Genomic DNA, 23793 nt, shown 5'->3' with positions numbered 1-23793 from the left:
CCCTTAATCCTGCCAAAACCAATCATGCCGAATGCGATGTCCGGGTCACGGTCCGCCGTTTCCGTCTTCGACCCCGATCTTGCGGACCGGCCTGCCGTCGCACGCCTGCTCGACTTCGCGGACTACGAGGCGGAAGTGCCGGTGCACGTGCATCGGCGGGGGCAGTTGATTCTGGCGCTGCACGGCGCCGTCACCTGCACCGCGGACGACGAGATCTGGATCGTGCCGCCCGATTGCGGGGTGTGGATTCCGGGCGGCATGCCGCACAGCGTCAGGACGACGGCGAATGCCCGGCTCAGCTATTTGTTCGTCGAGCCGGGAGCGGCAAACCTGCCCGAGCTCTGCTGCACCCTGTCGATCTCTCCGCTGGTGCGGGAGCTGGTCAACCGGCTGACCGGCGAGGTTCTGGACTATCCGCCGGACAGCCATGCCGCCCGGCTTGCACGGGTGACGCTGGACGAGCTGGCCGCGATGCCGCGCGAACACTTCAACCTGCCCATCTCCAACGATCCGAAGATCCGGGCGATCGCCGATGCCCTGACGCTGGAACCGTCCGACCGCAGCACCTTGGCGGACTGGGCCAGACGCGTCGCCATGAGCGAGAGGTCGCTGGCCCGCCTGATGCTCCGCGAGACCGGCCTGACCTTCGGGCGCTGGCGGCAGCAGCTTCACCTTGTCGTGGCGCTTCGCGAACTGGCCGGCGGGGCCGCGGTGCAGACGGTGGCGGACACGCTCGGCTACGAATCGGTCAACGCCTTCATCACGATGTTCAAGAAGGCCCTGGGAAGCACGCCGGCACAATATTTTACCCAGCGCAGGGCGAGGCTGCCGGGGTCACGGACAGGGAAGAGCAAGCCGGGTGTCAGGTAAGCGATGCCGCCTCACGGCCGGTTGACCTGCACGGCCAGCGCGACCGCCGCCTTGCCGGACAGCGGAACGTCGGCCGGCACGGCAACGGCCTCCGGTGCCGGGCCGCCTCCGCTCCGGCCGAGCCGCCCGGTCACCCGGAACGCCACCAGGACCGCCGCGATGCCGAATAGCACCGATCCTGCCGCCTGCCCGATCAGCACCCCCGGCGCCCCGCCCAGCCAGCCGCCGACCGCAACGAACGGCATGGTCCCCAGCGTCGCCCTGCCCCAGTTGAACCCGGTCGCCAGCAGGGGAAAGCCTAGATTGTTGAAGGCAGCATTGCCGACGAACAGGAAGCCTACGAACAGGAACCCGCCGGCCACTGCGGTGCAGAACAGGCGGACCAGATCGGCCGACACGCCCTCGGCGGAAAAGGCGCCCACCACCAGATCGCGGGCAAGGAACAGACCCAGCCAGACCGCCAGCACCCAGACGACGATCAGCGCCAGGCTGGCCCGCAGAGTCGCGCGCACCCGGTCGGGGCGGTCGGCCCCCAGATTCTGCGCCAGGATCGGGCCGACGGCACCGGTCAGGGCGAAGATGGTGCCGAAGGCGACCGGAACCAGGCGGTCGACGATGGCCGCCCCGGCGATGGCCGCATCGCCGAAACGCGCCATGCTGGTGGTGACATAGACGCCGGCGACCGGGGTGGCGAGGTTGGTGAGGACCGCCGGACCGGCGATGCCGGCCAGCGTCCCGGCATCCGTCAGCAGGCCGGTCCAGCCCGGTGCGGCGACCAGCCGGTGCACCCGCGCCACGCCGTGCCAGCCGACGGCGGCGAGCAGGCAGCGCGACAGCACGACCGTCACCGCCGCACCGGTCAGGTCCAGCCGCAGGCCGAAGATCAGGATCGGGTTCAGCGCCGCGGTGAACAGCGCCGCATAGAGCGTGACGGTCATGGCACGGCGCGCATCGCCCTGCGCCCGCAGCATCGCCGAACAGCCCATGCCGAGGCCGAGCAGCGGCAGGGTCGGCGACAGGATGGTCAGGTAGCCGACGGCAAGCTCCCTGGTGGCTCCCCTGGCGCCCAGCAGATCCATCGCCGGCCCCAGCAGCGGCAGGGTCAGCAGGCCGACCGCCGCGGCGACCAGCGCTGTCAGAATCAGGCTGGATCCCGCCAGCCTCGCCGCCTCCGCGCGCCGGCCGCCGCCGATGGCGCGGGCGACCAGCGCTCCGGCGCCGATCGACAGCCCGATGCACAGCGACGATTGCAGGAACAGGACGGTGCCGGCAAAGCCGACCGCCGCCGCCAGCTCGCGTTCGCCCAGCAGTGAAATGTAGAACAGGTTCAGCAGATCGACGGCGAACACCGCGATCAGCCCGACCGAGCCGGTGGCGGTCATCACCATCACATGGCGCATCGGCGAACCGGTGGTGAAGCGCCCTACGGCGGTTTCGGCCATTGCAGCGGTCTCCTCTTGGGCGGCCCTGGGATGGCGACCTCTGGGGTCAGAGATTGGTTCGCCGCCTTTCCCATCAAGTCGTCCCTGGCCACACTGCCGCAAGCGGAGACCGCCGGCAAACCGCTTTGTCTACCGCAGCGGGGTGCGGAACAGCCTCCCCCGGCCCTCCAGCACATCCGTGACGCCGGCAAGGCGCAGGCTGTGCCAGGCCAGCGCGTGGTTGCTCGAGGTGACCGGCTTGCCGGTGCGGGCCTCCAACGCCTCGACCGCCTCGGCGACACGCAGGCTGGTGCAGGATACGAAAACGGCGTCCACCTCCGGGTGGGCGGCGGCCTGTGCCACCGCCGCGGCGATGGAGTCCGGGGCGATGCGCGCCGCGATGGTATCGTCGGGTTCGTCGAAGATCGCCAGCACCGGCACCTCGTAACCGGCCTTCACGAAGTAATCGCGCATCGCTTCGCCGACACGGCGCTGGTAGGGCGCGACGAGACCGATGCGCCGCGCCCCGAGGGAGCCGAGCGCGGCATCCACCGCCTCGACCGGCGTGGTGGTGGCGATGCCCGGCCGCACCTCGCGGATGCGCTCGCGGACGCGCTCGGGGCCGATCACCATGCTGCCCGACGTGCAGCCGAAGGCGACGACGTCCAGCTCCAGCCCGGGCAGGATCAGGCGGGTCGTCGGTGCAATGTCCTGTTCCATCCGCGCCAGCGTTTCCGGCGCGATCTCCTTGTCGTTCCACAGGCGCGCATTGTAGACGGCGATCCCCGGCTCCCCGAGCAGGAAGCGCCACTCATGCTCGATGGTCTGGTCGGTGGCGAGCACCAGAAGCCCGATGGCGGCGCGGGCGGCCAGGCCGCAGTCGGTCGCGAAGGGAAGCACCAGGGTGGCGGCCGGGGAACCGGCGCCATCCCCGGCGACGGTGACATTGGTATCCATTTCGGGGATTCTCCCAGTGGTGCGGAGGAGTGGCGCGGACGCACCGGCACGGGCTGTGACGCCGCCCGCGCGCCTGTCAGTGGACGGCCTGCATGCCGTCGAGCGGGATGGCCGGGGTGCGGCCGGCGATCAGGTCGGCGGTGATGCGGGCCGACCCGCAGGACATGGTCCAGCCCATGTGGCCGTGTCCGGTGTTGAGGAACAGGTTGCGCTGGCGCCCGCGGCCGAAGATCGGCGTTCCCTCCGGCGTCATCGGCCGCAAGCCCGCCCAATAGCTGGGCCGGCTGTAGTCGGCCGCGTCCGGGAACAGATCCTGTGCCGCCGCCAGCATGGCCCGGAAGTCGGCCGGGCTGTGGCGCTTGTCGTAGCCGGCGAAGTCGGCGGTCGCGGTGATGCGCAGCCGGTCGCCCATCGGGGCGTAGGCGACGAGATTCTCCTCGTCCACCCCGCCAATGCGCGGCGTGTTGTTGCGCCCGGCCACCGGCACGGTGACCGAATAGCCCTTGATCGGGTAGATCGGCAGCGACAGGCCGAGCGGCTTCGCCAGTGCCGCACTCTGGCAGCCCATCGCCAGCACATAGGCGTCGGCGGTGAGCGTGCCCTTGTCGGTGACCAGCCCGGTCACCTCGCCGGCGGCGGTCTCGACGCCGCGGATCGTCGTGCCGTAGAGGAAACGGACGCCCCGCTCCGCGCACCAGTCCGCGAGGTTGCGGGTGAACAGCCGGGCGTCGCCGCTCTCGTCGGACGGGGCGTAGATGCCGCCGACGATGCGGTCCCTGGTGGCCGACAGCGCCGGGTCGATGGCGGCGGCGCGGTCGCGGTCGACCACCTCCAGCGGCAGGCCGATGTCGGTCAGGATCCTCATCTTGGCGACCCCGGCGTCGAAGGCCGCCGGGCTGCGGTAGAGATAGAGCAGCCCGCCCTTGGCGCCGTCGAAGGCGACCCCGGTGTCCTCGACCACCTGATGCAGCATGTCCTGCGAATAGAGGCTGAGCCGCACCTTGCGGGCGGTGTTGACCGCCACCCGGTCGGACCGGCAGTTGCCGAGGAACTTCAGCGACCAGGACCACAGCGCCGGATCCAGCCGCAGCCGGAAGCGCAAAGCCTGGTCGTTGCGCCACAGCGACTTCAGCAGGATCTTCGGCGCCTTCGGCGACGCCCAGGTGTAGGCGTGCCCCGGCGCCACCAGCCCCGCATTGGCGAAGCTGGTCTCGTCGGCGGCGCCGTCATGCCGCTCGACGACGGTGACTTCGTGTCCGTCCTTGAGCAGGCAGTAGGCCGTCGTCACGCCGACGACCCCGCTGCCCATCACGATGACCTTCATGAACCCCTCCCTGGCATGAACGCCTCCGGCCGGAGCGGTCACAGCGCCGCGGTCACCTGGATTTCCACGGTGAATTGCGGGGCGGCGAGCCTGGCCTCGACGCAGGCGCGCACCGGCGTGTTGCCCGGCGCGACCCAGGCGTCCCACACCCCGTTCATCTCGGCGAAGCCGGCGATGTCGGCGAGCCAGATGGTGGCGGTCAGCAGCTTGGTCTTGTCGGTGCCGGCGGCGGCCAGCAGCTCGTCGATCCTGCCGAGGATGTCGGTGGTCTGCTCGGCCACCGGGGCGCCCGGCGCCCGCAGCGCCACCACGCCCGCGGTGCAGACGAGACCGCCATGGACGACGGCCTGGCTCATGCGCGGGCCGACCTCGATACGCTGGATGCTCATGCTTGTCTCCCGGAAAGCCGGCGGGCCGGGGACCGGCGCCGCCTGTCCGAAACACGATACGTAACTGTATACACAATAGTCCACAGAAATTTTCCCATGCTGCACCGCCCAAAAATCGGGCCCGATTCCTGTGCAACTGCACAAATGTTCGCCCCATGAACAAATCCGTTGACGCCCCCTTGCGGACGACGATACGCTTAAGTGTATACAGATTGTCATTCAGCTTAACATTCACCGGCAGGGAGATGTGCGATGGCGAGGATGAACGGCATGACGCGGCGCTCGGCAGGGGGCGCGCTGCTGGGCGCGGTGGCGCTGGCGATGCTGGGCGGCGGTGCGGCGCTGGCACAGGACACGGTGACGCTCGGCGCGGTCCTGCCGCTGAGCGGGGCCAGCGCCACCATCGGCGAGGACCAGCGCCGCGGCATCGAGCTGGCGGTGGAGAAGGTCAACGCCGACGGCGGCGTGCTCGGCCGCAAGCTGGCGGTGGCGGTCGAGGATTCCGGCGGCCGGGCGCAGAGCGCCATCGACGCGGCGCGCAAGCTGGTGTCGGTGTCGAAGACCCCGGTGGTGATCGGCGAATATTCCTCGGGCAACACCATCCCGGTCGGCCAGTATCTCCAGCGCGAGGGGATCGTCCACATCAACCCCGGCTCCTCCTCGCCGGTGATCAAGACCATCGGCGACCGCTCCTTCAGCACCATCGGGCTGGACGACGTCGCCGGGAAGTTCACCGCCCAGGCGGTCTACGGGATGGGCCACCGCAAGGCGGTCTTCCTCGCGCCCAACAACGCCTACGGCCAGGGCGTCTACAGCGAGACCAAGGCGGCCTTCGAGGCGCTGGGCGGCCAGGTCGTCGCCAACCTGCTCTACACCGAGGGGCAGTCGAACTACCGGCGCGAATTGCAGCGCATCGCCGCCGCCAAGCCCGACGTGATCATCTATTCCGGCTACGGCCAGGAGGCGGCGACGATCAACCGCGAAGCCTTCGAGCTGGGACTGTCGAAGACCCCCTGGTTCGGCATCTACCTGTCGATGTGCACCGCCGATTCCCGGCCGGAGACGGTCGAGGGCCAGATGGGCATGGAGGTCAACTATGTCGGCCCCGACGGCGCCTGGTACCGCGACGCCTACAAGAAGAAGTTCGGCAAGGAGTTCGCCACAACCTTCAGCGGCTACACCTACGACGCCGTGATGATGGCCGCCGCCGCGATCAACAAGGCCGGCAGCGCCGAGCCCGCCAAGATCCGCGAGGCGCTGGCAGCACTCGGCGACTATGCCGGCGCCACCGGGCCGATCGCCTTCGACGCCCAGGGCCAGCGCAAGACCCAGCCCTACATCGTCGTCTCCTACAAAGGCGGCGAGCTGAAGACGGCCGCCAAGTAGGCGCCGCCCCAGATCGGACCTCCCGCACGCGAAGGGTTCCCCGGCCGCCCGGCCGGGGCCCCTGCCCCGCCCGACCGGAGACACGTCCCGTGATCCAGATATTGATCGACACCCTGATCCGGACGAGCGACCTCGCCCTGATCGCACTCGGCCTCAACCTGTCCTACGGCGTCAGCCGTTTCCCCAACGTCGCCCATGTCGAGATGGCCCCGCTGGGTGCGGCGGTGGCGCTGGCGGTGGCCGCCCTGTTTCCCGGCGGCGGGCTGGTCGGCGCCGCCGTCGCCGGGGCGCTCGCCGCCGGGCTGGCGGCGATGCTGCTGCACCGCTTCGCCTTCGAGCGGCTCGCCGGCGCCGGCCCGGCCAGCGCGCTGATCGGCTCGCTCGCCATCGCCATGATGCTGCGCGCCGGCCTTCAGGCGGTCTTCGGTACCCGGCCGCAGCAGTTCGACACGCCGCTGACCCCGCCGCACGATCTGTGGGGCGCCATCCTGTCCGATTTGCAGATCGCCGCCATCGCCATCACCGCCGTCTGCCTGATCGGCTTCTTCGCCATGCTGCGGCTGACGCCGCTCGGGCGTTCGATCCGCGCCATCGCCGCCAATCCGGCGCTGGCCACCGCGTCGGGCATCGACGCCCGCCGCGTCACGCTGGTGACCGTCTTCCTCGGCGGCACGCTGGCCGGCATCGGTGGCATCCTGCTGGCGCTGGTCACCCAGCTCGACATCGGCATGGGTCAGATGCTTCTGCTGCCGGTCTTCGCCGCCGCCATCGTCGGCGGGCTCGGCAGCCTGCCGGGTGCCGTGATCGGCGCCTTCGCCATCGCGCTTGCCGAGACGCTGGTGATGCGCATCGATTTCGGCCTGCTCGCCGCCGACGGGCCGCGCTACCTGCCGCTCGGCTACCTGACCGGCATCGGCTTCGCGCTCATCGTCGTGACCCTCGTATACCGCCCGGAAGGGCTGCTGAGCCGGGGAGGACGCCGTGCTTGAGTTCTGCCTGCATGTGCTGATCATGTCGGCGATCTTCGGGATCGCCGCGGTCAGCCTCAACCTCCAGGCCGGCACCGGCGGCCTGCTGAACTTCGGCCAGATCGCCCTGTTCGGCATCGGCGCCTATGCGGTCGCCATCCTGACCCGCGCCGGGCTGCCCTGGCCGGCCGCCCTGCCCGCCGGCATGGCTGCCGCGGCACTCGGCGGCTTCGCCATCGGCCGTCTCGGCCGCGACCTCGCCGCGGAATACTGGGCGCTGGCGACGCTGGCGGTGGCCGAGCTGGTGCGGCTGGTCGCCCTCAACGAGGATTGGCTGACCGGTGGTCCGCAGGGCATCGGCGGCATCGTCGGACTGTTCCCCGGCCTCGACGGCGTGGCGCGCGCGCTGGCCACCCTGGCCTTGGCGGCGCTGCTGCTGCTCGGCACCGCGCTTATGGCGCGGCGGCTTGGGCAAACCCAGTTCGGCCGCGTGCTGCGGCTGATGCGGGAGAATCCCGACCTCGCCACCGCACTCGGCCACGACATCGTCGCCTGCAAGGTCAAGGTTCTGGCCATCGGCGGCGCGATGGCCGGGCTGGCCGGCGGGCTCTACACCCTCTACCTCGCCTTCATCGGGCCGGACCAGCTGCTGCCCTTCGAGACCTTCCTGATCTGGACGATGGTGGTGCTCGGCGGGCTCGGCAACGTGGCGGGGGCGGTGGTCGGCGCCATGCTGGTCACCACGCTCTATGCCGGCATTCCCTTCCTGAAGGATGCCGTCGCCCTTCCGTCCGACCTGACCGGCAGCCTGCGCGTCTTCGCCATCGGCTCGATCGTGCTGGCCGTCCTGATGCTGAAACCCCAGGGGCTGGTCCCCGAACGGCTGCGGAGGCTCCATGCTCAGCGCCCATGACGTCACCCGCAGCTTCGGCGGGCTGACCGCGGTCAACCATGTCAGCCTGGAGATCGGGCCCCGCGAGATCGTCGGTCTGGTCGGCCCCAACGGTTCCGGCAAGACCACCCTGCTCAACCTCTTGAGCGGCTTCCTCGCCCCGACCAGCGGCGAGATCCGCTTCGACGGCACCACGGTCAGCGCGCGGCGCGCTTGGCAGCCGAGCCGGCTCGGCCTGCGCCGCAGCTTCCAGCTTCCCAAGCTGCCGGCCCGCATGTCGGTGCTGGAGGTGATGCTGGCCGGCGGACGGCTGCCGGCCGGCGCCTCGCCCTGGCGCTCGCTGCTGACGCCGGGAGCTGTGCGTCGCGAGGAGGCGGCCTTCATCGGCAAGGCGATGGGGCTGCTGGCCGAGGTCGACCTCGCCGGCCTTGCCGACCACCCGGCCGGCGGCCTGTCGGGCGGCCAGCAGAAGCTGCTCGGGCTGGCGGCGGTGCTGATGGACGACCCGGCGGTGCTGCTGCTCGACGAGCCGACGGCCGGCGTCAACCCTTCGCTGCGCCGGCGGATGGCCGATCATCTGCGGCGCATCCGCGAGGGCGGCACCGCGCTGGTCATCGTCGAGCACGACATGGGCTTCATCGGCGACCTGTGCGACCGCTGCCTCGCCCTGGACAAGGGGGCGGTGATCGCCAACTGCCGCCCCGACGAGCTGAGCGGCAACCAGCAGGTGGTCGAGGCCTATCTCGGCCGCCGCCGGCCCGGCGTCCCGCTGCGGATCGTCGCCGGTGGAACGGTGGGAGGAACGGTCGACATCAGGACCAATGGAGCCAGAGCATGACGCTTTCCGTGCACGAGGTGCGCGCCGGCTACGTGCCGGACGCCGACATCCTGAACAGCCTGTCGATCACGGTAGAGCCAGGGGAGATCGTCACCATCCTCGGCCCCAACGGGTCGGGCAAATCGACCCTGCTGAAGACCGTCGTCGGCCAGCTCCGCCCGCGCGCCGGCCGGGTGGTCGCCGACGGCCGCGACCTTGCCGGCATCCCGGTGCACCGGCGGATCCGCGACTGCGGCGTCGCCTATGTGCCGCAGCTCGACAACATCTTCGGCCCGCTGACCATCCGCGAGAACCTGGAGCTGGGCGGCCAGTTCGTCGCGCCCGCCGCCCGCAGGGCCCGGCTGGAACAGCTGCTGGAGCATTATCCCAATCTCGGCCGCAAGGCCGGGGCGCGGGCCGACAGCCTGTCGGGCGGCGAGCGGCAGATGCTGGCGCTGGCCCGCGCGCTGATGCCGGGGCCGCGCCACCTGCTGCTCGACGAGCCGTCGGCCGGCCTGTCGCCGCTGATGATGGACGAGCTGTTCGCCCACATCCGCCGCATCCGCGACCGCGAGGGCGTCTCGGTCCTGATGGTCGAGCAGAACGCGGCGGAATCGCTTGAGGTCTCCGACCGCGCCTATGTGCTGGTGATGGGGCGGGTCCACCGCGAGGGCACCGCCCGGGAGATCCTGGAGGACGAAACGGTCGGCCAGCTCTATCTGGGAACCGGCCCGGTGCATTGATCCTCGCCGTCCCGCCGAATTGGTCGCAGTTGTGTATACTGGCCTGCATATTCCACTGGTGCTATGGTCCCGCGCGGCGCGCCGCAACGGTGCGTCGCCGGACAGCCCATCGCCGGAACCCGGTACTGGCATTCGGGTGTTGTCCCACCGGCACCGCAGGAAGCACATAGGACGATCATGGCGGGAACCCCGCGCAAGAAGACCATCAAGGCGGCTCCCAAGGCAGCTCCCAGGGCGGCGCCCGCGCCGCGCGCCGCCGACAGCGTCAACCGCGTCTATGCCGCGATCCAGCGCATGGCGGTGAATTTTGAATTCCGGCCGGAACAACGGATCAACGAGGTGGAGCTGGCCGCCACCCTCGGCGTCAGCCGGACCCCGGTGCGCGAGGCACTGAACCGGCTGGTGATCGAGGGACTGATCACGCTGGTGCCCAACAAGGGCTTCTACTGCCGCCCCTTCGACGCCGAGCAGATCATCGGCCTGTTCGAGGTGCGGGCGTCGCTGGAACGGCTGAGCGTCGAACTGGCCGCCGAGCGCGCCAGCGACGTCCGCATCGCCGAACTGATGGATTTCTGGAACGGTGTGCGGGCGAGCCGCGCCGCGATGGACGCCGAGGAGCTGACCAGCCGCGACGAGGAATTCCACATCCGCATCGCCGCGATGGGCGGCAATCCCGAGCTGGTCCGCATGTTGGAGAGCATCAACGCGCGGATCCGCTTCGTCCGCCGCATCGAGATCGAGAACCCCCAGCGCCGCACCACCACCTTCGACGAGCATCTGGCGATCGCCGAGGCGCTGAAGGCGCGTGACCGCGGCCGCGCGGTGGCCTGCATGTCGGACCATATCGGCATCAGCGTGGCCGACGCGGTGTCCGCCATGAAGGAAGGGCTCGCGCGCATCTACATGGGCCGCATGGCCAGCTGAACCGGCCTCGGACAGCGGCCCCCGGCAGCGGCCCCAGAACCGGCGTTGACCCTCGCCGCAAAGTGTGTACACTTCAGAACACACAATGACACCGAGGGAGGACGCACATGCCGGACGGCGTGGCGATGACGGGCGCGGTGACCCTGGACGACAAGTATCTGGCCGAGCATGGCCGCGTGTTCCTGAACGGCACGCAGGCCCTGGTGCGGATGGCGCTGCTCCAGAAACGGCGCGACCGCGCCGCCGGCCTGCGCACCGCCGGGCTGGTGAGCGGCTACCGCGGCTCGCCGCTCGGCACCATCGACATGGAGATGGGCCGGGCGCGGGGCTTCCTGGATGCCCACGACATCCGCTTCATTCCCGGTGTCAACGAGGATCTGGCCGCCACCGCGCTGTGGGGCAGCCAGCAGATCCATCTGCAGGACCAGCCGGAGTGGGACGGCGTCTTCGGCCTGTGGTACGGCAAGGGGCCGGGGGTGGACCGCACCGGCGACGCCTTCCGCCACGCCAACCTTGCCGGTTCGGCCGGGCGGGGCGGCGTGCTCGTCCTGGCCGGCGACGACCACACCTGCAAATCCTCGACGACCTCGCACCAGAGCGAATATGCGCTGGTCGATGCGATGATGCCGATCCTGAGCCCGTCCGGCATCCCGGAGATGATCGAATACGGGCTGCATGGCTGGGCGCTGTCGCGCCTGTCGGGCTGCTGGACCGCCATGAAGGTGACGGCCGACCTGACCGACCGCAGCGTCTCGATGACCCTCGACCCGGCCCTGCCCGTCATCCGGCAGCCGACGGACCTCGTCCTGCCGCCCGGCGGCCTCAACATCCGCTGGCCCGACAGCCCGCAGGAGCAGGAGGCCCGCCTGCACCTGCACAAGATCCCGGCGGCGCTGGCCTATGTCCGCGCCAACGGCCTGAACCGCGTGGCCCTGGGGGGTACTGGCGCGCGCTTCGGCATCGTCACCGCCGGCAAGGCCTATCTCGACGTCCGGCAGGCGCTGGCGGAACTCGGCATCGACGAGGACCGGGCGGCGGCGCTCGGCATCGCCGTCTTCAAGGTGGCGGTGCCCTGGCCGCTGGAGCCGGACAGCCTGCGCAGCTTCGCCGCCGGCCTCGACGAGATCCTGGTGGTGGAGGAAAAACGGCCGCTGATCGAGGGCCAGATCAAGGACATCCTCTACGGCCTGCCGGCGGACCGGCGCCCGCGCGTCACCGGCAAGCACGACTGGTCCGGCGTTCCCCTGCTGCGCTCGCACGACGAGCTGTCGGTCGCCGAGATCGCCATGGCGATCGCCAAGCAGCTCGCCCGCTGCGGCGTGGAGCTGGACGCCGACGCGCTGGCCCGCCTTGAAAACAGCATTGGCAATGGCGCCGCCGCCGCCCGCCCGGGCGGCCCGGTTGCCAAGCGCACGCCCTATTTCTGTTCCGGCTGTCCGCACAACAGCTCGACCAAGGTGCCGGAGGGTTCGCGGGCCCATGCCGGGATCGGCTGCCACTGGATGTCGCAGGCGATGGACCGCGACACCGCCACCTACACCCACATGGGGGCGGAAGGCGCCAACTGGGTCGGGCTGGCGCCCTTCGTGCCGACCCGCCACATCTTCCAGAACATCGGCGACGGTACCTATTTCCATTCCGGCCTGCTCGCCATCCGCGCGGCGGTCGCCGGCGGGGTGAACATCACCTACAAGATCCTGTTCAACGACGCCGTCGCCATGACCGGCGGCCAGTCCCACGACGGCCAGCTCACCCCGCAGGCCATCGCCTGGCAGGTGCGCGCCGAGGGGGTGCAGCGCATCGCATTGGTCAGCGACGAGCCGGAGAAGTATGGCCTGTCCGCCGGCCTGCCGCCCTACGTCACCATCCACCACCGCGACGATCTCGACGCCGTGCAGCGCGAGTTCCGCGAGGTGCCGGGCGTGTCGGCGCTGATCTACGACCAGACCTGCGCCGCCGAGAAGCGCCGCCGCCGCAAGCGCGGCAAGCTGCCCGACCCCGGCCGCCGCGTCGTCATCAACGAGCGGGTCTGCGAGGGCTGCGGCGACTGCTCGACCCAGTCGAACTGCCTGTCGGTGGTGCCGGTCGACACCGAGTTCGGGACGAAGCGGACCATCGACCAGTCCTCCTGCAACAAGGATTTCTCCTGCCTGAGCGGCTTCTGCCCGTCCTTCGTGACGGTGGAGGGCGGCACGCTGCGCAAGGCACGCCCCGCCGCCGCCCCGGCGCCCGATGCAGGCACCCCCCTGCCCGACGCATTGCCCGACCCGGTGGCACCGCCACTGGATCAACCCTATCGCCTTCTCGTCACCGGGGTCGGCGGCACCGGGGTGGTGACCATCGGCGCGATCCTCGGCATGGCGGCGCATCTGGAGGGGCTGGCCTGCTCGATCCTCGACCAAACCGGCATGGCGCAGAAGGGCGGCGCGGTGATGTCGCACATCGTCCTGGCGCGTCGGGCCGACCGGATCCATGCCGCCCGCATCGCCCCCGGCGGCGCCGACGCCGTGCTCGGCTGCGATCTGCTGGTCGCGGCCGGCGAGGATGGGCTGAGCCGCATGCGGGCCGGCCGGACCCGCGCGGTGCTCAACCGGCATGAGACCGTCACCGGCGCCTTCACCCGCAATCCGGAGGAACGGCTGCCGCTGCCGCTGCTGGTCCGCCGGGTCGCCGACGCCTGCGGCAGCCCGGCGGCGGTCGATGCGCTGGACGCCACCGCCATCGCCACCGCGCTGTTCGGCGACGCGATCATGGCGAACCTCTTCCTGCTCGGCTACGCGTGGCAGAAGGGGCTGATTCCGCTGTCGGCCGCGGCCATCGACACGGCCATCCTCCTCAACGGCACCGGGGTTGCCGGCAACCGGTCGGCCTTCGCCTGGGGACGCCGCGCGGCCGCCGACCCCGGCGCGCTCGCGGCGGCGCACCCGGCCAAGCCTTCAAGCCTGGCCGCTCCGCCACCCGACGATCTCGACGGGCTGGTCGCCCGGCGCGTCGAACAGCTGACCTCCTACCAGAATGCGGCTTATGCCGAGCGCTACCGCCTGCTGGTCGACCGGGTCCGCCGGGCCGAGGCGGCAGCGGTGCCGGACAGCAGCCGGCTGACCGCGGCGGTGGCGCGGTCCTTCTACAAGGCGATGGCCTACAAGGACGAGTATGAAGTCGCCCGCCTCTACACCGACGGCGCCTTCCTCGCGCAGCTGGCCGGACAGTTCGAGGCCGGCTTCCGCCTGCGCTTCCATCTGGCTCCGCCCCTGCTTGCGGGGCGCGACGAGCGGACAGGCCATTTGAAGAAGAGTGCCTATGGCCCCTGGATGCTGCCCGTGTTCAAAATGCTGGCGAGGCTCAAGGGACTTCGCGGGACGCCGTTCGACCCGTTCGGGCGCACCGCGGAGCGCCGGGCGGAACGCCGACTGATCGGGGAGTACGAACGGGCCATCACGGAAATGCTGGCCGGCCTCACCCCGGAAACGCTCGATTTGGCCTTGCGGATCGCCGGGATCCCGGACCGCATCCGCGGCTATGGACATGTGAAGGACAAGGCCATGGCCCAGGCGGAGATGGATTTGCGCGACTGGCCGGCGCAGTTCCGCTCCACGACGCCGCAGCGTCTGGCGGCTGAGTGAACCGCCCAGGGGGACCGCTCAGCTCTTGGCGATCTCGCCCAGCACATCCTTGGCGAGGCTGCGGATGTGCCGCTCCATGGCGGCCCTGGCCTCCGCCGGGTCGCCGCTCTCCAGTGCGGCGATGACGTCGAGATGCTCGTCGCAGTCGGGACGGATGCGCGACGGCAGGCCGGACAGCTCGAACAGGCGCGTCGTCACCCGCAGGTCGCGGATGATCTGCGCCAGCACCGCGTTGCCGGACGCCTCGGCGATCAGGGTGTGCAGTTCCTCGTCGGCGGCCCAATGATCCTCGAAGCGGATCTTGGGCTCGTCGCGCAGCCGCAGCATCTCGGCCTTCATCGCCTGCAGCCGGACCGGATCGACCCTGGACGCGGCGGCGGCGATGGCCTCTCCCTCCAGGATCTCGCGCAGGCGCATGCTCTGGAAATATTCGCGGTTGGAGACCTCGCGCACCCGGTAGGGGCGGTTGAACTCCTTGCGGATCAGCCCCTCGCTCGCCAGCCGCACCAGCGCCTCGCGGATCGGCGTGCGCGAGATGCTGAGTGCCGTGGCCAGCCGGTCTTCGACGATCACCTCGCCGCTGGGGATGCGGCGGTCGAGGATCATCTCCAGGATGGTGCGGTAGGCCATGCTCGCCAGGTTGACGCCGGCCTGAGTCGCACCGGCCTGAGTCGCCCCTGCTGCGGCCGGCGTCGCGGCTTTGGAATCGTCCATGTCCATGCTCATACCAAGTCCTGCCACCTGACGCTGATCTTCTCCCCTAACAAAGCAGACGAACCGTTGTCCTGCAAAGGTTCTGATCGGCCTGACCGGGAGGATGGGGGGCGGTGCCGCGCCCGGACCGGGATCAGTGCTGCAAAATCTTGGCGAGGAACTGGGTGGCGCGCTCCGAGCGCCGGGTCTCGAAGAACTCGGTCTTGGTGCAGTCCTCGATGATGCTGCCATGGTCCATGAAGATCACCCGGTGGGCGACCTTGCGGGCGAAGCCCATCTCGTGGGTGACGCAGATCATCGTCATGCCCTCGTTCGCCAGCTCGACCATCACGTCGAGCACCTCGTTGATCATCTCGGGGTCGAGCGCCGAGGTCGGCTCGTCGAACAGGATGGCGATGGGGTCCATCGCCAGGGCGCGGGCGATGGCGACGCGCTGCTGCTGGCCGCCGGACAGCTGGCCGGGGAACTTGTGCGCCTGGGCGGCCAGCCCGACCCGCGCCAGCAGCGCCTCGCCCTTCGCCACGGCCTCGTCCGTCTGGCGGCCCAGCACCTTGCGCTGCGACAGGGTCAGGTTCTGCATGATGGTCAGGTGGGGGAAAAGCTCGAAATTCTGGAACACCATGCCGACGCGGGCCCGCAGCGCCGACATCTTCGTGCCCGGCGCGCCGACATCCATGCCGTCCACCTCGATGCGGCCCGACTGGAAGGGTTCCAGCCCGTTGACGCACTTGATCAGCGTCGACTTGCCCGACCCGGAGGGGCCGCAGACCACCACCACCTCGCCCTTGCGCACGGTGGTCGTGCAGTCCTTCAGGACCTGGAAGGTGCCGTAGCTCTTGCTGACATTCTCGATGGCGATCATGGGGGCTTCTCTTGGCGATGGGGGCGTTGGACGGATGAGCGGGGCGGATGAGAGGACGGTTCAGCCGAACCGGTCGATCAGGAAGGGCGTCGGGTCGATGTCGGTGCGGCCGTCGACCAGCAGGTCGGCGGTCATGCGGGCGACGACCGGCGCCAGGGTGAAGCCGTTGGAGGTCACCGTGTTGAAGAAGCCCGGCAACCCCGGCACCGGGCCGAGGATCGGCGCGCCGTCGATGTTGATGTTCATCGCCGCCCAGGCGCGCACCACATGCAGCCCGGCGATCTGCGGCAGCACATGGCGGGCGACCCACAGGTTGCCCTCGATGCTGGAGCGCGACACCGTGTTGAAGCGGCGCGCCGGGTCGAAAACGGCGGTCCAGGCGCCACCGATGATCAAGCCCCCGGTGACCGCCTGCTTCAGGCTGAGATGGCGGTCGGCATGGGCGACCAGCTGGCCGACCAGCTTGGGCGCCGGCTCGGTGACGATCATCTGCAGGGGCGCGCTGTGCACCGGCACGTCAATGCCGACCAGCCGCCCGGTCTCGCGCGCCCACGGGCCGCTGGCGTTGACGATCTGCTTGGCGCGGATGCGGCAGCGCGAGGTCTCGACCCGCCAGCCGCCGCCCTCGACGGACGGCAAAGCGGCGATGCCCGTGACATTCACCCCGCGCAGGAAGCGGGCGCCCTGGCGGCGCGCCTGCTCCAGCACGGCGTAGGTCGCGCGCAGCGGGTTGATCTTGCCCTCCTGCGGGGCGTATTCGGCGCCGATCAGCCCGTCGGACAAGGCGGGGGCGAGGCGGCGCAGCTCGGCCGCGTCGATGATGGCGTTCTCGACGCCGTAGCGCCGCTCCAGCGCCGCCTTGGCGCGGAGGAACTCCATGCCGGCCGGGCTGTCCGCCACCATCAGCCCGCCGGTGACGGCCAGTTCGAAATCGGCCCCGCAGGCCGTCTCCAGTTCCCGCCACAAGGCGATGGAGCGCGGGCCGAGCGTCAGCGTCGCCGCCGCCGGTCCGCCGCCCGCCTCGGCCTTGGCGCCGAAGTCGAAGGACAGCAGCTGGACATGCAGGCTGCCGGCATTGGCGCCCGAGGCCTGCAAATTGGTGTCGCCGCGCTCGACCACCAGCACGTCGCGGCCGGCCTGGGTCAGGTAATAGGCGAGGCAGGATCCCACCACGCCGCCGCCGACGATCAGGATCTCGGCCTCCTGGTCGGGCAGCCGGCCGTCCTCCAGCGGGCGGGCGAGGTTGGGGGTGATGGCGCGCTGGTGGCCGCCCCATTCCGGCTTTTCGAAGGCGAAGGCGCCGGCCGGCGTCGGCTTGGCCGGCAGGCGCGGCGCCAGATACTGGTCGGGGGAGCGCGGCCGGCCGGTCGCCTGCTCCAGCAGCAGGGCGGCGGTCGCGGCGCAATAGCGGCCCTGGCAGCGCCCCATGCCGAGCCGGGTGTTGCGCTTCAGCGCCGCGAGGCTGTCATGGCCGGCGGCGATCTCGGTGCGGACTTGGCCGAAGGTGACCTCCTCGCAGCGGCACAGCATGGCGTCGTCGGGCACAATGTCGAGCCGCGGCGGCGGCGCTTGGTAGATCGACCACAGCGCCGCCTGGAAGCCCTCGGCCCGCCGCAGATCGGCCAGCGCCCGCCGGCCCTCCTCCGGGTCACTGTCGCTCAGGCCGAGCTGGGCAGCGGCGGCGATGCCGGCGAGGCGCCCGCGCGCTTGCGCCACCCTGGACCCGCCGAGATCGACGCCGTCGCCGACTGCGAACACACCCGGCACGCTGGTGGCGCCGTCCACCGCGATCTCGGTGGCGAGATAGCCGAGATGGCGGTCCTCGACCAGCCGATGGGCGCAGCCGAGCGCGCGGGCGATCTCGGTCGAGGGGATGAAGCCGTATCCCAGGCACAGCGCATCGGCGGCAACGGTGACGGTCTCATTCAGGCGGGGCGCGCCATCGGCGTCGAGCGGCGCGTAGCGCACCCGCTCCAGCCTGCCCTCCCCCCGTGCCGCAACCACCCCATGCCCCCACAGCACCGGAACCCCGGCGCGCCGCAGCGTCAGCATATAGCGGGCGCCGTCGCCGATCAGGCCGGGGGCGGCGCGCAGCGCGGTCAGCATCTGCCGCCATTGGGCCGGCGACGGGCGCGGCGCGCTTTCCAGCACGGCGGCCACCGCGACGCCGCCCTCCACCAACTCGCAGGCCAGTTGCAGGTTGAGCGGACCGTTGCCGGCGACCACCACCCGGCGGCCGGGCGCCACGCGGTAGGCGCGCGCCAGGGTCTGGCCGGCCCCGGTCGTCATCACGCCGGGCAGCGTCCAGCCCTCGAAAGGCGCCGGCCGCTCATAGGCGCCGCCGGCGATCACCAGCCGGCGCGGCCGGTAGACGGTCTCGCGCCCGTCGACGACGGCGACAATCTCGTCGGGGGCATGGGCACCCCACACCGTCGCCTCCTGGACGATGGCAGCACCCGCCGCCTTCGCCGCGTCGAGCAGGGCGAGGCCGGCGCGGAACTGGCGGTCGGTCGGCCGACCGGCGCGGTGCGACGGGGCGAGCGGCTTGAAATACTGCCCGCCGCTCTGCGGCCGCTCGTCCAGCACCACCACCGACGCGACGCGCCGCGCCGCCGCTGTCGCTGCCGCCAGACCGGCCGGCCCGGCGCCGATCACCAGCACATCGACCACCCGCTCCTCCGGCGCATCGCCCACCGGCGGCGGCACCAGCGCGACCAGCGGATCCTCCGGCGTGCCGGCCGGCGGCTGCGAGCGGATGGTCTGGCCGTCGGCCACCTTGGTCAGGCAGGCGCGCTGGCTCGCCTTGCCGTCGACCGTCACCAGGCACTCGAAGCAGGCGCCCATGCCGCAATAGAGGCCGCGCCGGCCGCCGTCGCGGCTGTGGCGGTAGGCGGCGACGCCGTGCGCCGCCAGGGCCGCCGCCACCGTCTCCCCGGCCAGCGCGGGAATCCGCTCGCCGTCATAGGTGATCTCGATGGGGGCGCCGTCGCGGCGGACGCTTGGATGTTCGAGGCGCATGGGCGGTCGGCTTTGTCCGGGTGCGGTGGAAAGCGCTTTTCGAGGCTGCGTCAATTAGCGCTGGATTCCTGTATACAGGTAGTATACGAGTAGTATTTAGGCAAGGTCAAAAATTAGGCAGGAGCTTGGGGGAACCCATGACGGCATTGCGCGGCACCTACACGGTCCTCATCACCCCCTTCACCGCCGACGGCGGCGCTGTGGACGTTCCGGCCTTGAAGAAGCTGGTGAACTGGCAGATCGAGCAGGGCATCCACGGGCTGATCCCGCTCGGCAGCACCGGCGAGTTCCTGTCGATGACGCCGGAGGAGCGGGCGCAGGTCATCGAAATCTGCGTGACAGAGGCGGCGGGCCGCGTGCCCGTGCTGATCGGCACCGGCGCCGAATGGACGCGCGACGCCGTTGCGCTGGCCAAGGAAGCGGAAAGCATGGGCGCCGACGGGGTGATGGTGATCCCGCCCTATTACAGCTCGCCGACACCCGACGAACTGTTCGAGCATTACCGCCGCATCGGCGAGGCGATCTCGCTGCCGGTGATGATCTACAACAACCCGGCGACCGCCAACGTCGACCTCACCCCGCCCATCGTCGCGCGGCTCAGCGAGATCGACAACGTCCTCTACATCAAGGAATCGACGCTGGAGGTGACGCGGGTCCGCGACATCATCGAGCTGTGCGGCGACCGCATGACGGTGTTCGCCGGCATCCTCGGCTACGAATCCTTCTGGCTCGGCGCCCAGGGCTGGGTCGCCGTCTGCTCCAACCTGATCCCGCGCGATTCCGCCCGCCTGTTCGAGCTGGTGGCCGACCATGGCGACAAGGAGCAGGCGCTGGCGCTCTACAAGAAGATGCTGCCCATCGTTCGCTGGGTCGGCGGCCACCGCTACGTCGCCGCCTCCAAGACCGGGCTCGGCATGATGGGGTTGCCGGTCGGCGACCCCCGCGCACCGCGCCTGCCGCTGCCGGAGGCCGACGCCCTGGCCCTGCGCGCCGATCTGGCGGCCTACGGCCTGATCGACTCCCTCGCCTGACCGCTTCGCCCGCATCCGAGATCCGAACACGAGAAAAGGGGTTTACGATGACCATTCGCACGCTGCTGATCGCCGCCGGCCTGACCCTGTTCGTTCTTCCTGCCGCAGCCCAGACCGCCTGCAAGCCGGCGGTCGCCGATTCCGAGCTGGTCAAGCCCGGCACGCTGGTGATGTCGACCAACCCGACCCTGCCGCCGATGCAGTTCGTCGACAGCAGCGGCCAGCTGAAGGGCATGCGCATCACGCTGGGCAACGAGATCGCCAAGCGCCTGTGCCTGACGCCGGAATATGTCCGCATCGAGTTCTCGGCGATGATCCCCGGCCTCCAGGCCGGCCGCTGGGACCTGATCAACACCGGCATCTTCTGGACCGAGGAGCGGGCCAAGATGATGCCGATGATCAACTATGAATCGCAGGCGATCAGCATCTCGGTGACCAAGGGCAACCCGTTGAAGATCGCCAAGCCGGAGGATCTGTCGGGCCGTCCGGTCGGCGTCGAGCTGGGCGGCTTCGAGGAGCGCAAGCTGCGCGAACTCGACAAGATGGTGGTTGCCAAGGGTCTGAAGCCCATCGAGATCAAGACCTTCGACAATTTCGCCACCGCCTATCAGGCGCTGCGCGCCGGCCAGACCGAGGCGTCGGTGGCCATCGACCCGACGGCGGCGGAATACGCCAAGCGCGGCGATTTCGAGCGCGCCCTGCACGGCCTGTTCCCGACCCCGGTCGCCCTGGCGATGAAGAGCAAGACGCTGAGCGAGGCCGTGGTCGGCGTCCTCAACGACATGCAGAAGGACGGCTCCTACAAGAAGCTGATGGACGAGTACGGCCTGCTGCCCAACGACGGCGCCTTCAAGGTCAACGGCCCCGGCATGTGAGACGCATAACGCGGGCGGCGGCAGGGACCCGTTCCCGCCGCCGCCCGCGCATCGGACCAGAGTGAAAGGGTGACGGAATGACCAGTGGCTGGAACTGGGACGGTTTCTTCGAGTACCTGTTCAACGGGTACCTGTTCAGCGGAGCGATCACCACCCTGTGGCTGACGCTGGCGGGCATCGCCGGCGGCCTCGTGCTCGGCTGCGTGCTGGCGCTGCTGCGGCTGTCGCCCTACCGCTGGGTGGCACGGGTGGCTCAGACCTACATCTGGGTGTTCCGCGGCACGCCGCTGCTGGTCCAGCTCATCATCATCTACACCGGCCTGCCGCAGATCGGCATCAAGCTGTCGGTCACGGAATCCGCGCTGATCGGCCTGATCCTCAACGAAGCGGCATATCTGGCCGAGATCATCCGCGGCGGCATCCTCGGCGTCGCCGCCGGGCAGAGCAACGCCGGCCGGGCGCTCGGCCTGAATTCGGCCCAGGTGATGGCCTACATCGTGCTGCCGCAAGCCGTCCGCATCATCATCCCCGCACTCGGCAACAGCGTGAACGGGCTGCTGAAGACGACCTCGGTCACCTCCGTCATCTCGATGGAGGAGCTGCTGCGCAGCACCCAGCTGCTCATCCAGGAGCGCTTCATGGTGCTGGAGCTGTTCACGGTGGCCGCCCTCTATTACCTGCTGATGACCTCGCTGTGGGACATCGTCCAGCGCCGCATCGAGCGCCATTTCGGCCGCGCCTACCGCAACATCGCCATCGTCGACGGCCAATGAGGGGCGCTCGGCCATGAGTCCTCCGCTCCCCCCAACGCCCCCTCCTCCCCTCCCGCCCTCCTCCCGGACCGCCAACCTCGGCGACCGCGCCTTCGCGCACCTGCGCGAGCTGATCCTCAGCCGCGAGATCCCCGGCGGTGCCGAGGTGCCGGAGGGGCGGCTGGCCGAGCGGCTGAACGTGTCGCGCACGCCGATGCGCGAGGCGCTGGTCCGGCTGGTCGGCGAGGGGCTGCTGGAGCGCACCAGCGAGCGCAGCTACCGCGTCCGCATCGTCTCGGCCCGCGAGTTCTTCGAATGCATGCAGATGCGCGAGCTGCTGGAGTGCCACGCCATCGAAACCGCGGTTCCGCTGGTCGGCGACGCCGATCTGGCCGAGCTGCGGCGCGGGCTCGAGGCGCTGGAGGACGGCGAGGACGACATGCAGCACTGGCTCTACGACAACCATTTCCACAGCTTCTTCGCCCGCGTCAGCGGCAACGCGACGCTGGCCGAGACCATCACGCGCATGCGGGTGGTCGCCCGGCTGTTCCGCATCTCCAGCAGTTTCCACCGCAAGGGCGAGATCGACACGGAGCACCGGGCGGTGCTGGACGCGGTGGAGCGGCGCGACGCCGCCGCCGCCAAGGCCGCCATGCTGGCGCATCTGCGCAACCTCCAGGACGACGCCCGCCGCGCCATCGCCGCCGAGGCCAATCCGGGAGGCTATTTTTTGTAATCCCGGTTTTTTTTGTGATCCCGGCAACCGCAAGACCCGTCCTTCGGGACCGAGGGAGAGTTCCATGCCGCAGTTCGACACCGTAATCCGCAACGGCACGCTGGCCACCGCGTCCGACGTGTTCGCCGCCGACCTCGGCGTGATCGGCGGCCGCATCGCCGCCATCGGGGCCGGGCTGGGACCGGGCGCGCGCGAGATCGACGCGACCGGTAAACTCGTGATGCCCGGCGGCGTCGACGGCCATTGCCACCTCGACCAGCCGACCAGCGACGGCTCGCAGTCGGCCGACGATTTCGAGACCGGCACCCGCTCGGCGGCCTGCGGCGGCACCACGACGGTCATCCCCTTCGCCTGCCAGTTCAAGGGCCAGTCGCTGCGCGACGCGGTGACTGACTACCACCGCCGGGCCGACGGCAAGGCGGTGATCGACTATGCCTTCCACCTCATCGTCAGCGACCCGACCGACCAGCTGCTCGGCCAGGATTTGCCGGCGCTGATCCGGGACGGCTACACGTCGTTCAAGATCTACATGACCTACGACGACATGAAGCTGAACGACCGGCAGGTGCTGGAGCTGCTCAGCGTCGCCCGGCGCGACGGCGCCATGGCGATGATCCATGCCGAGAATGCCGACTTCATCGGCTGGCTGACCGACAAGCTGCTCGCCGCCGGCCACACGGCACCGCGCTACCACGCCGATTCCCGGCCGATGCTGGTGGAGCGCGAGGCGACCCACCGCGCCATCGCCATGGCCGAGCTGGCCGACGTGCCGATCCTGATCGTCCATGTCTCGGGCCGCGAGGCCATCGAGCAGATCCACTGGGCGCAGGGCCGCGGCATGCGCATCTACGCCGAGACATGCCCGCAATACATGGTGCTGACCGAGCATGACCTGCACGGCCACGGCATGGAGGGGGCCAAGTGCATCTGCTCGCCGCCGCCGCGCGACAAGGCCAACCAGGCGGCGGTCTGGGACGCGCTGGCCGGCGGCACCTTCCACATCGTGTCGTCCGACCATGCGCCCTTCCGCTACCAGGACCCCAAGGGCAAGATGCTGCACGGCGCCGACACCCCCTTCAACTGGATCCCCAACGGCGTGCCGGGCATCGAGACGCGGCTGCCGATCCTGTTTTCCGAAGGGGTGAAGAAGGGCCGCATCAGCCTCCAGCGCTTCGTCGAGCTGTCCTCGACCAACCCGGCCAAGATGTATGGCCTGCACCCGCGCAAGGGCAGCCTCGCCATCGGTGCCGACGCCGACATCGTCATCTACGACCCGGACCGCAAGGTCACCATCACCAATGCCATGCTGCACCACAATGTCGACTACACCCCCTACGAGGGGCTGGAGGTGACCGGCTGGCCGGAGACCGTGCTGTCGCGCGGCGAGGTGGTGGTGGAGAAGGGCACCTGCGTGGCGCAGCCCGGCCGCGGCGCCTTCCTGCACTGCGACACCCCGGATCTGGCGCGGCCGAAGGTCGGCGCCGCCTGAAA

General features: G+C 70.1%; 20 protein-coding genes. 13 read left to right on the top strand and 7 right to left on the bottom strand.

Annotation, left to right across the window (positions count from 1 at the left end; genetic code table 11):
* Positions 1-36 precede the first annotated feature (36 nt).
* Positions 37-870: a helix-turn-helix transcriptional regulator gene (locus tag TSH64_RS17720; RefSeq protein ID WP_109452784.1), complete on the top strand. Its 834-nt coding sequence runs from the start codon at positions 37-39 to the stop codon at positions 868-870.
* Between the two features lie 11 nt (positions 871-881).
* Here TSH64_RS17720 and TSH64_RS17715 read toward each other — a convergent pair whose 3' ends face one another.
* The 4 genes from TSH64_RS17715 to TSH64_RS17700 all read right to left on the bottom strand — a co-directional run bounded on the left by TSH64_RS17715 (position 882) and on the right by TSH64_RS17700 (position 4961).
* Entirely contained in the window at positions 882-2312 is a 1431-nt protein-coding gene (locus tag TSH64_RS17715) for an MATE family efflux transporter (RefSeq protein ID WP_109446872.1), read from the bottom strand.
* Positions 2313-2441: 129 nt separating this feature from the next.
* On the bottom strand, positions 2442-3248 hold the full coding sequence (locus tag TSH64_RS17710) for an aspartate/glutamate racemase family protein (RefSeq protein ID WP_109446870.1): 807 nt from the start codon (positions 3246-3248) through the stop codon (positions 2442-2444).
* Positions 3249-3324: 76 nt separating this feature from the next.
* On the bottom strand, positions 3325-4572 hold the full coding sequence (locus TSH64_RS17705) for a D-amino acid dehydrogenase (protein WP_109446868.1): 1248 nt from the start codon (positions 4570-4572) through the stop codon (positions 3325-3327).
* A 38-nt stretch (positions 4573-4610) separates the two neighbouring features.
* Positions 4611-4961: a RidA family protein gene (locus tag TSH64_RS17700; protein ID WP_109446866.1), complete on the bottom strand. Its 351-nt coding sequence runs from the start codon at positions 4959-4961 to the stop codon at positions 4611-4613.
* A 252-nt stretch (positions 4962-5213) separates the two neighbouring features.
* Between TSH64_RS17700 and TSH64_RS17695 the strand changes: the two genes are divergently transcribed.
* The 7 genes from TSH64_RS17695 to TSH64_RS17665 all read left to right on the top strand — a co-directional run bounded on the left by TSH64_RS17695 (position 5214) and on the right by TSH64_RS17665 (position 14314).
* Positions 5214-6347 carry an ABC transporter substrate-binding protein gene (locus TSH64_RS17695; RefSeq protein WP_199237593.1) on the top strand — a complete coding sequence of 378 codons (1134 nt, stop codon included), beginning with the start codon at positions 5214-5216 and terminating at the stop codon, positions 6345-6347.
* Positions 6348-6436: 89 nt separating this feature from the next.
* The gene (locus TSH64_RS17690; RefSeq protein ID WP_109446864.1) at positions 6437-7336 is read left to right on the top strand and encodes a branched-chain amino acid ABC transporter permease; all 900 of its coding nucleotides are present in this window, start codon (positions 6437-6439) and stop codon (positions 7334-7336) included.
* Positions 7329-8228 carry a branched-chain amino acid ABC transporter permease gene (locus TSH64_RS17685; RefSeq protein WP_199237592.1) on the top strand — a complete coding sequence of 300 codons (900 nt, stop codon included), beginning with the start codon at positions 7329-7331 and terminating at the stop codon, positions 8226-8228. The genes TSH64_RS17690 and TSH64_RS17685 overlap by 8 nt, the downstream gene beginning before the upstream one ends.
* Positions 8212-9045, top strand: a complete 834-nt coding sequence (locus TSH64_RS17680; protein ID WP_109446862.1) for an ABC transporter ATP-binding protein — start codon at positions 8212-8214, stop codon at positions 9043-9045. The genes TSH64_RS17685 and TSH64_RS17680 overlap by 17 nt, the downstream gene beginning before the upstream one ends.
* A complete protein-coding gene (locus TSH64_RS17675) occupies positions 9042-9767 on the top strand; it encodes an ABC transporter ATP-binding protein (RefSeq protein WP_109446860.1) in 726 nt (241 codons plus the stop codon). The genes TSH64_RS17680 and TSH64_RS17675 overlap by 4 nt, the downstream gene beginning before the upstream one ends.
* A 177-nt stretch (positions 9768-9944) precedes the next feature.
* The gene (locus TSH64_RS17670; protein WP_109446858.1) at positions 9945-10691 is read left to right on the top strand and encodes a GntR family transcriptional regulator; all 747 of its coding nucleotides are present in this window, start codon (positions 9945-9947) and stop codon (positions 10689-10691) included.
* 107 nt (positions 10692-10798) lie between these two features.
* On the top strand, positions 10799-14314 hold the full coding sequence (locus tag TSH64_RS17665; protein ID WP_247873007.1) for an indolepyruvate ferredoxin oxidoreductase family protein: 3516 nt from the start codon (positions 10799-10801) through the stop codon (positions 14312-14314).
* Positions 14315-14332: 18 nt separating this feature from the next.
* Here TSH64_RS17665 and TSH64_RS17660 read toward each other — a convergent pair whose 3' ends face one another.
* The 3 genes from TSH64_RS17660 to TSH64_RS17650 all read right to left on the bottom strand — a co-directional run bounded on the left by TSH64_RS17660 (position 14333) and on the right by TSH64_RS17650 (position 18908).
* A complete protein-coding gene (locus TSH64_RS17660) occupies positions 14333-15028 on the bottom strand; it encodes a GntR family transcriptional regulator (RefSeq protein ID WP_247873006.1) in 696 nt (231 codons plus the stop codon).
* 133 nt (positions 15029-15161) lie between these two features.
* Positions 15162-15890 carry an amino acid ABC transporter ATP-binding protein gene (locus TSH64_RS17655; protein ID WP_109446854.1) on the bottom strand — a complete coding sequence of 243 codons (729 nt, stop codon included), beginning with the start codon at positions 15888-15890 and terminating at the stop codon, positions 15162-15164.
* Positions 15891-15950: 60 nt separating this feature from the next.
* Entirely contained in the window at positions 15951-18908 is a 2958-nt protein-coding gene (locus TSH64_RS17650) for an FAD-dependent oxidoreductase (protein WP_109446852.1), read from the bottom strand.
* Between the two features lie 137 nt (positions 18909-19045).
* Between TSH64_RS17650 and dapA the strand changes: the two genes are divergently transcribed.
* The 5 genes from dapA (at position 19046) to hydA (ending at position 23791) form a co-directional block, all read left to right on the top strand.
* Positions 19046-19939 carry a 4-hydroxy-tetrahydrodipicolinate synthase gene (dapA, locus tag TSH64_RS17645; protein ID WP_109446850.1) on the top strand — a complete coding sequence of 298 codons (894 nt, stop codon included), beginning with the start codon at positions 19046-19048 and terminating at the stop codon, positions 19937-19939.
* 47 nt (positions 19940-19986) lie between these two features.
* Positions 19987-20814: an ABC transporter substrate-binding protein gene (locus TSH64_RS17640; RefSeq protein ID WP_199237591.1), complete on the top strand. Its 828-nt coding sequence runs from the start codon at positions 19987-19989 to the stop codon at positions 20812-20814.
* A gap of 77 nt (positions 20815-20891) precedes the next feature.
* Positions 20892-21587, top strand: coding sequence for an amino acid ABC transporter permease (locus TSH64_RS17635; protein ID WP_098737327.1), 696 nt, complete (start codon positions 20892-20894; stop codon positions 21585-21587).
* 13 nt (positions 21588-21600) lie between these two features.
* The gene (locus TSH64_RS17630) at positions 21601-22302 is read left to right on the top strand and encodes a GntR family transcriptional regulator (RefSeq protein ID WP_109446848.1); all 702 of its coding nucleotides are present in this window, start codon (positions 21601-21603) and stop codon (positions 22300-22302) included.
* Between the two features lie 64 nt (positions 22303-22366).
* Positions 22367-23791: a dihydropyrimidinase gene (gene hydA / locus TSH64_RS17625; RefSeq protein ID WP_109446846.1), complete on the top strand. Its 1425-nt coding sequence runs from the start codon at positions 22367-22369 to the stop codon at positions 23789-23791.
* The last annotated feature ends 2 nt before the right edge of the window (positions 23792-23793 follow it).

This window comes from Azospirillum sp. TSH64, from assembly GCF_003116035.1.
In the GTDB taxonomy this organism is placed as follows: Bacteria; Pseudomonadota; Alphaproteobacteria; order Azospirillales; family Azospirillaceae; genus Azospirillum.
This window is presented reverse-complemented; position numbering and strand designations above follow the sequence as displayed.

Coding starts and splice junctions, on each gene's coding strand:
- TSH64_RS17720 (WP_109452784.1), top strand. CDS start 37: ATGTCCGGGTCACGGTCCGCCGTTTCCGTCTTCGACCCCGATCTTGCG.
- TSH64_RS17715 (WP_109446872.1), bottom strand. CDS start 2,312: ATGGCCGAAACCGCCGTAGGGCGCTTCACCACCGGTTCGCCGATGCGC.
- TSH64_RS17710 (WP_109446870.1), bottom strand. CDS start 3,248: ATGGATACCAATGTCACCGTCGCCGGGGATGGCGCCGGTTCCCCGGCC.
- TSH64_RS17705 (WP_109446868.1), bottom strand. CDS start 4,572: ATGAAGGTCATCGTGATGGGCAGCGGGGTCGTCGGCGTGACGACGGCC.
- TSH64_RS17700 (WP_109446866.1), bottom strand. CDS start 4,961: ATGAGCATCCAGCGTATCGAGGTCGGCCCGCGCATGAGCCAGGCCGTC.
- TSH64_RS17695 (WP_199237593.1), top strand. CDS start 5,214: ATGGCGAGGATGAACGGCATGACGCGGCGCTCGGCAGGGGGCGCGCTG.
- TSH64_RS17680 (WP_109446862.1), top strand. CDS start 8,212: ATGCTCAGCGCCCATGACGTCACCCGCAGCTTCGGCGGGCTGACCGCG.
- TSH64_RS17675 (WP_109446860.1), top strand. CDS start 9,042: ATGACGCTTTCCGTGCACGAGGTGCGCGCCGGCTACGTGCCGGACGCC.
- TSH64_RS17670 (WP_109446858.1), top strand. CDS start 9,945: ATGGCGGGAACCCCGCGCAAGAAGACCATCAAGGCGGCTCCCAAGGCA.
- TSH64_RS17665 (WP_247873007.1), top strand. CDS start 10,799: ATGCCGGACGGCGTGGCGATGACGGGCGCGGTGACCCTGGACGACAAG.
- TSH64_RS17660 (WP_247873006.1), bottom strand. CDS start 15,028: ATGGACGATTCCAAAGCCGCGACGCCGGCCGCAGCAGGGGCGACTCAG.
- TSH64_RS17655 (WP_109446854.1), bottom strand. CDS start 15,890: ATGATCGCCATCGAGAATGTCAGCAAGAGCTACGGCACCTTCCAGGTC.
- TSH64_RS17650 (WP_109446852.1), bottom strand. CDS start 18,908: ATGCGCCTCGAACATCCAAGCGTCCGCCGCGACGGCGCCCCCATCGAG.
- dapA (WP_109446850.1), top strand. CDS start 19,046: ATGACGGCATTGCGCGGCACCTACACGGTCCTCATCACCCCCTTCACC.
- TSH64_RS17640 (WP_199237591.1), top strand. CDS start 19,987: ATGACCATTCGCACGCTGCTGATCGCCGCCGGCCTGACCCTGTTCGTT.
- TSH64_RS17635 (WP_098737327.1), top strand. CDS start 20,892: ATGACCAGTGGCTGGAACTGGGACGGTTTCTTCGAGTACCTGTTCAAC.
- TSH64_RS17630 (WP_109446848.1), top strand. CDS start 21,601: ATGAGTCCTCCGCTCCCCCCAACGCCCCCTCCTCCCCTCCCGCCCTCC.
- hydA (WP_109446846.1), top strand. CDS start 22,367: ATGCCGCAGTTCGACACCGTAATCCGCAACGGCACGCTGGCCACCGCG.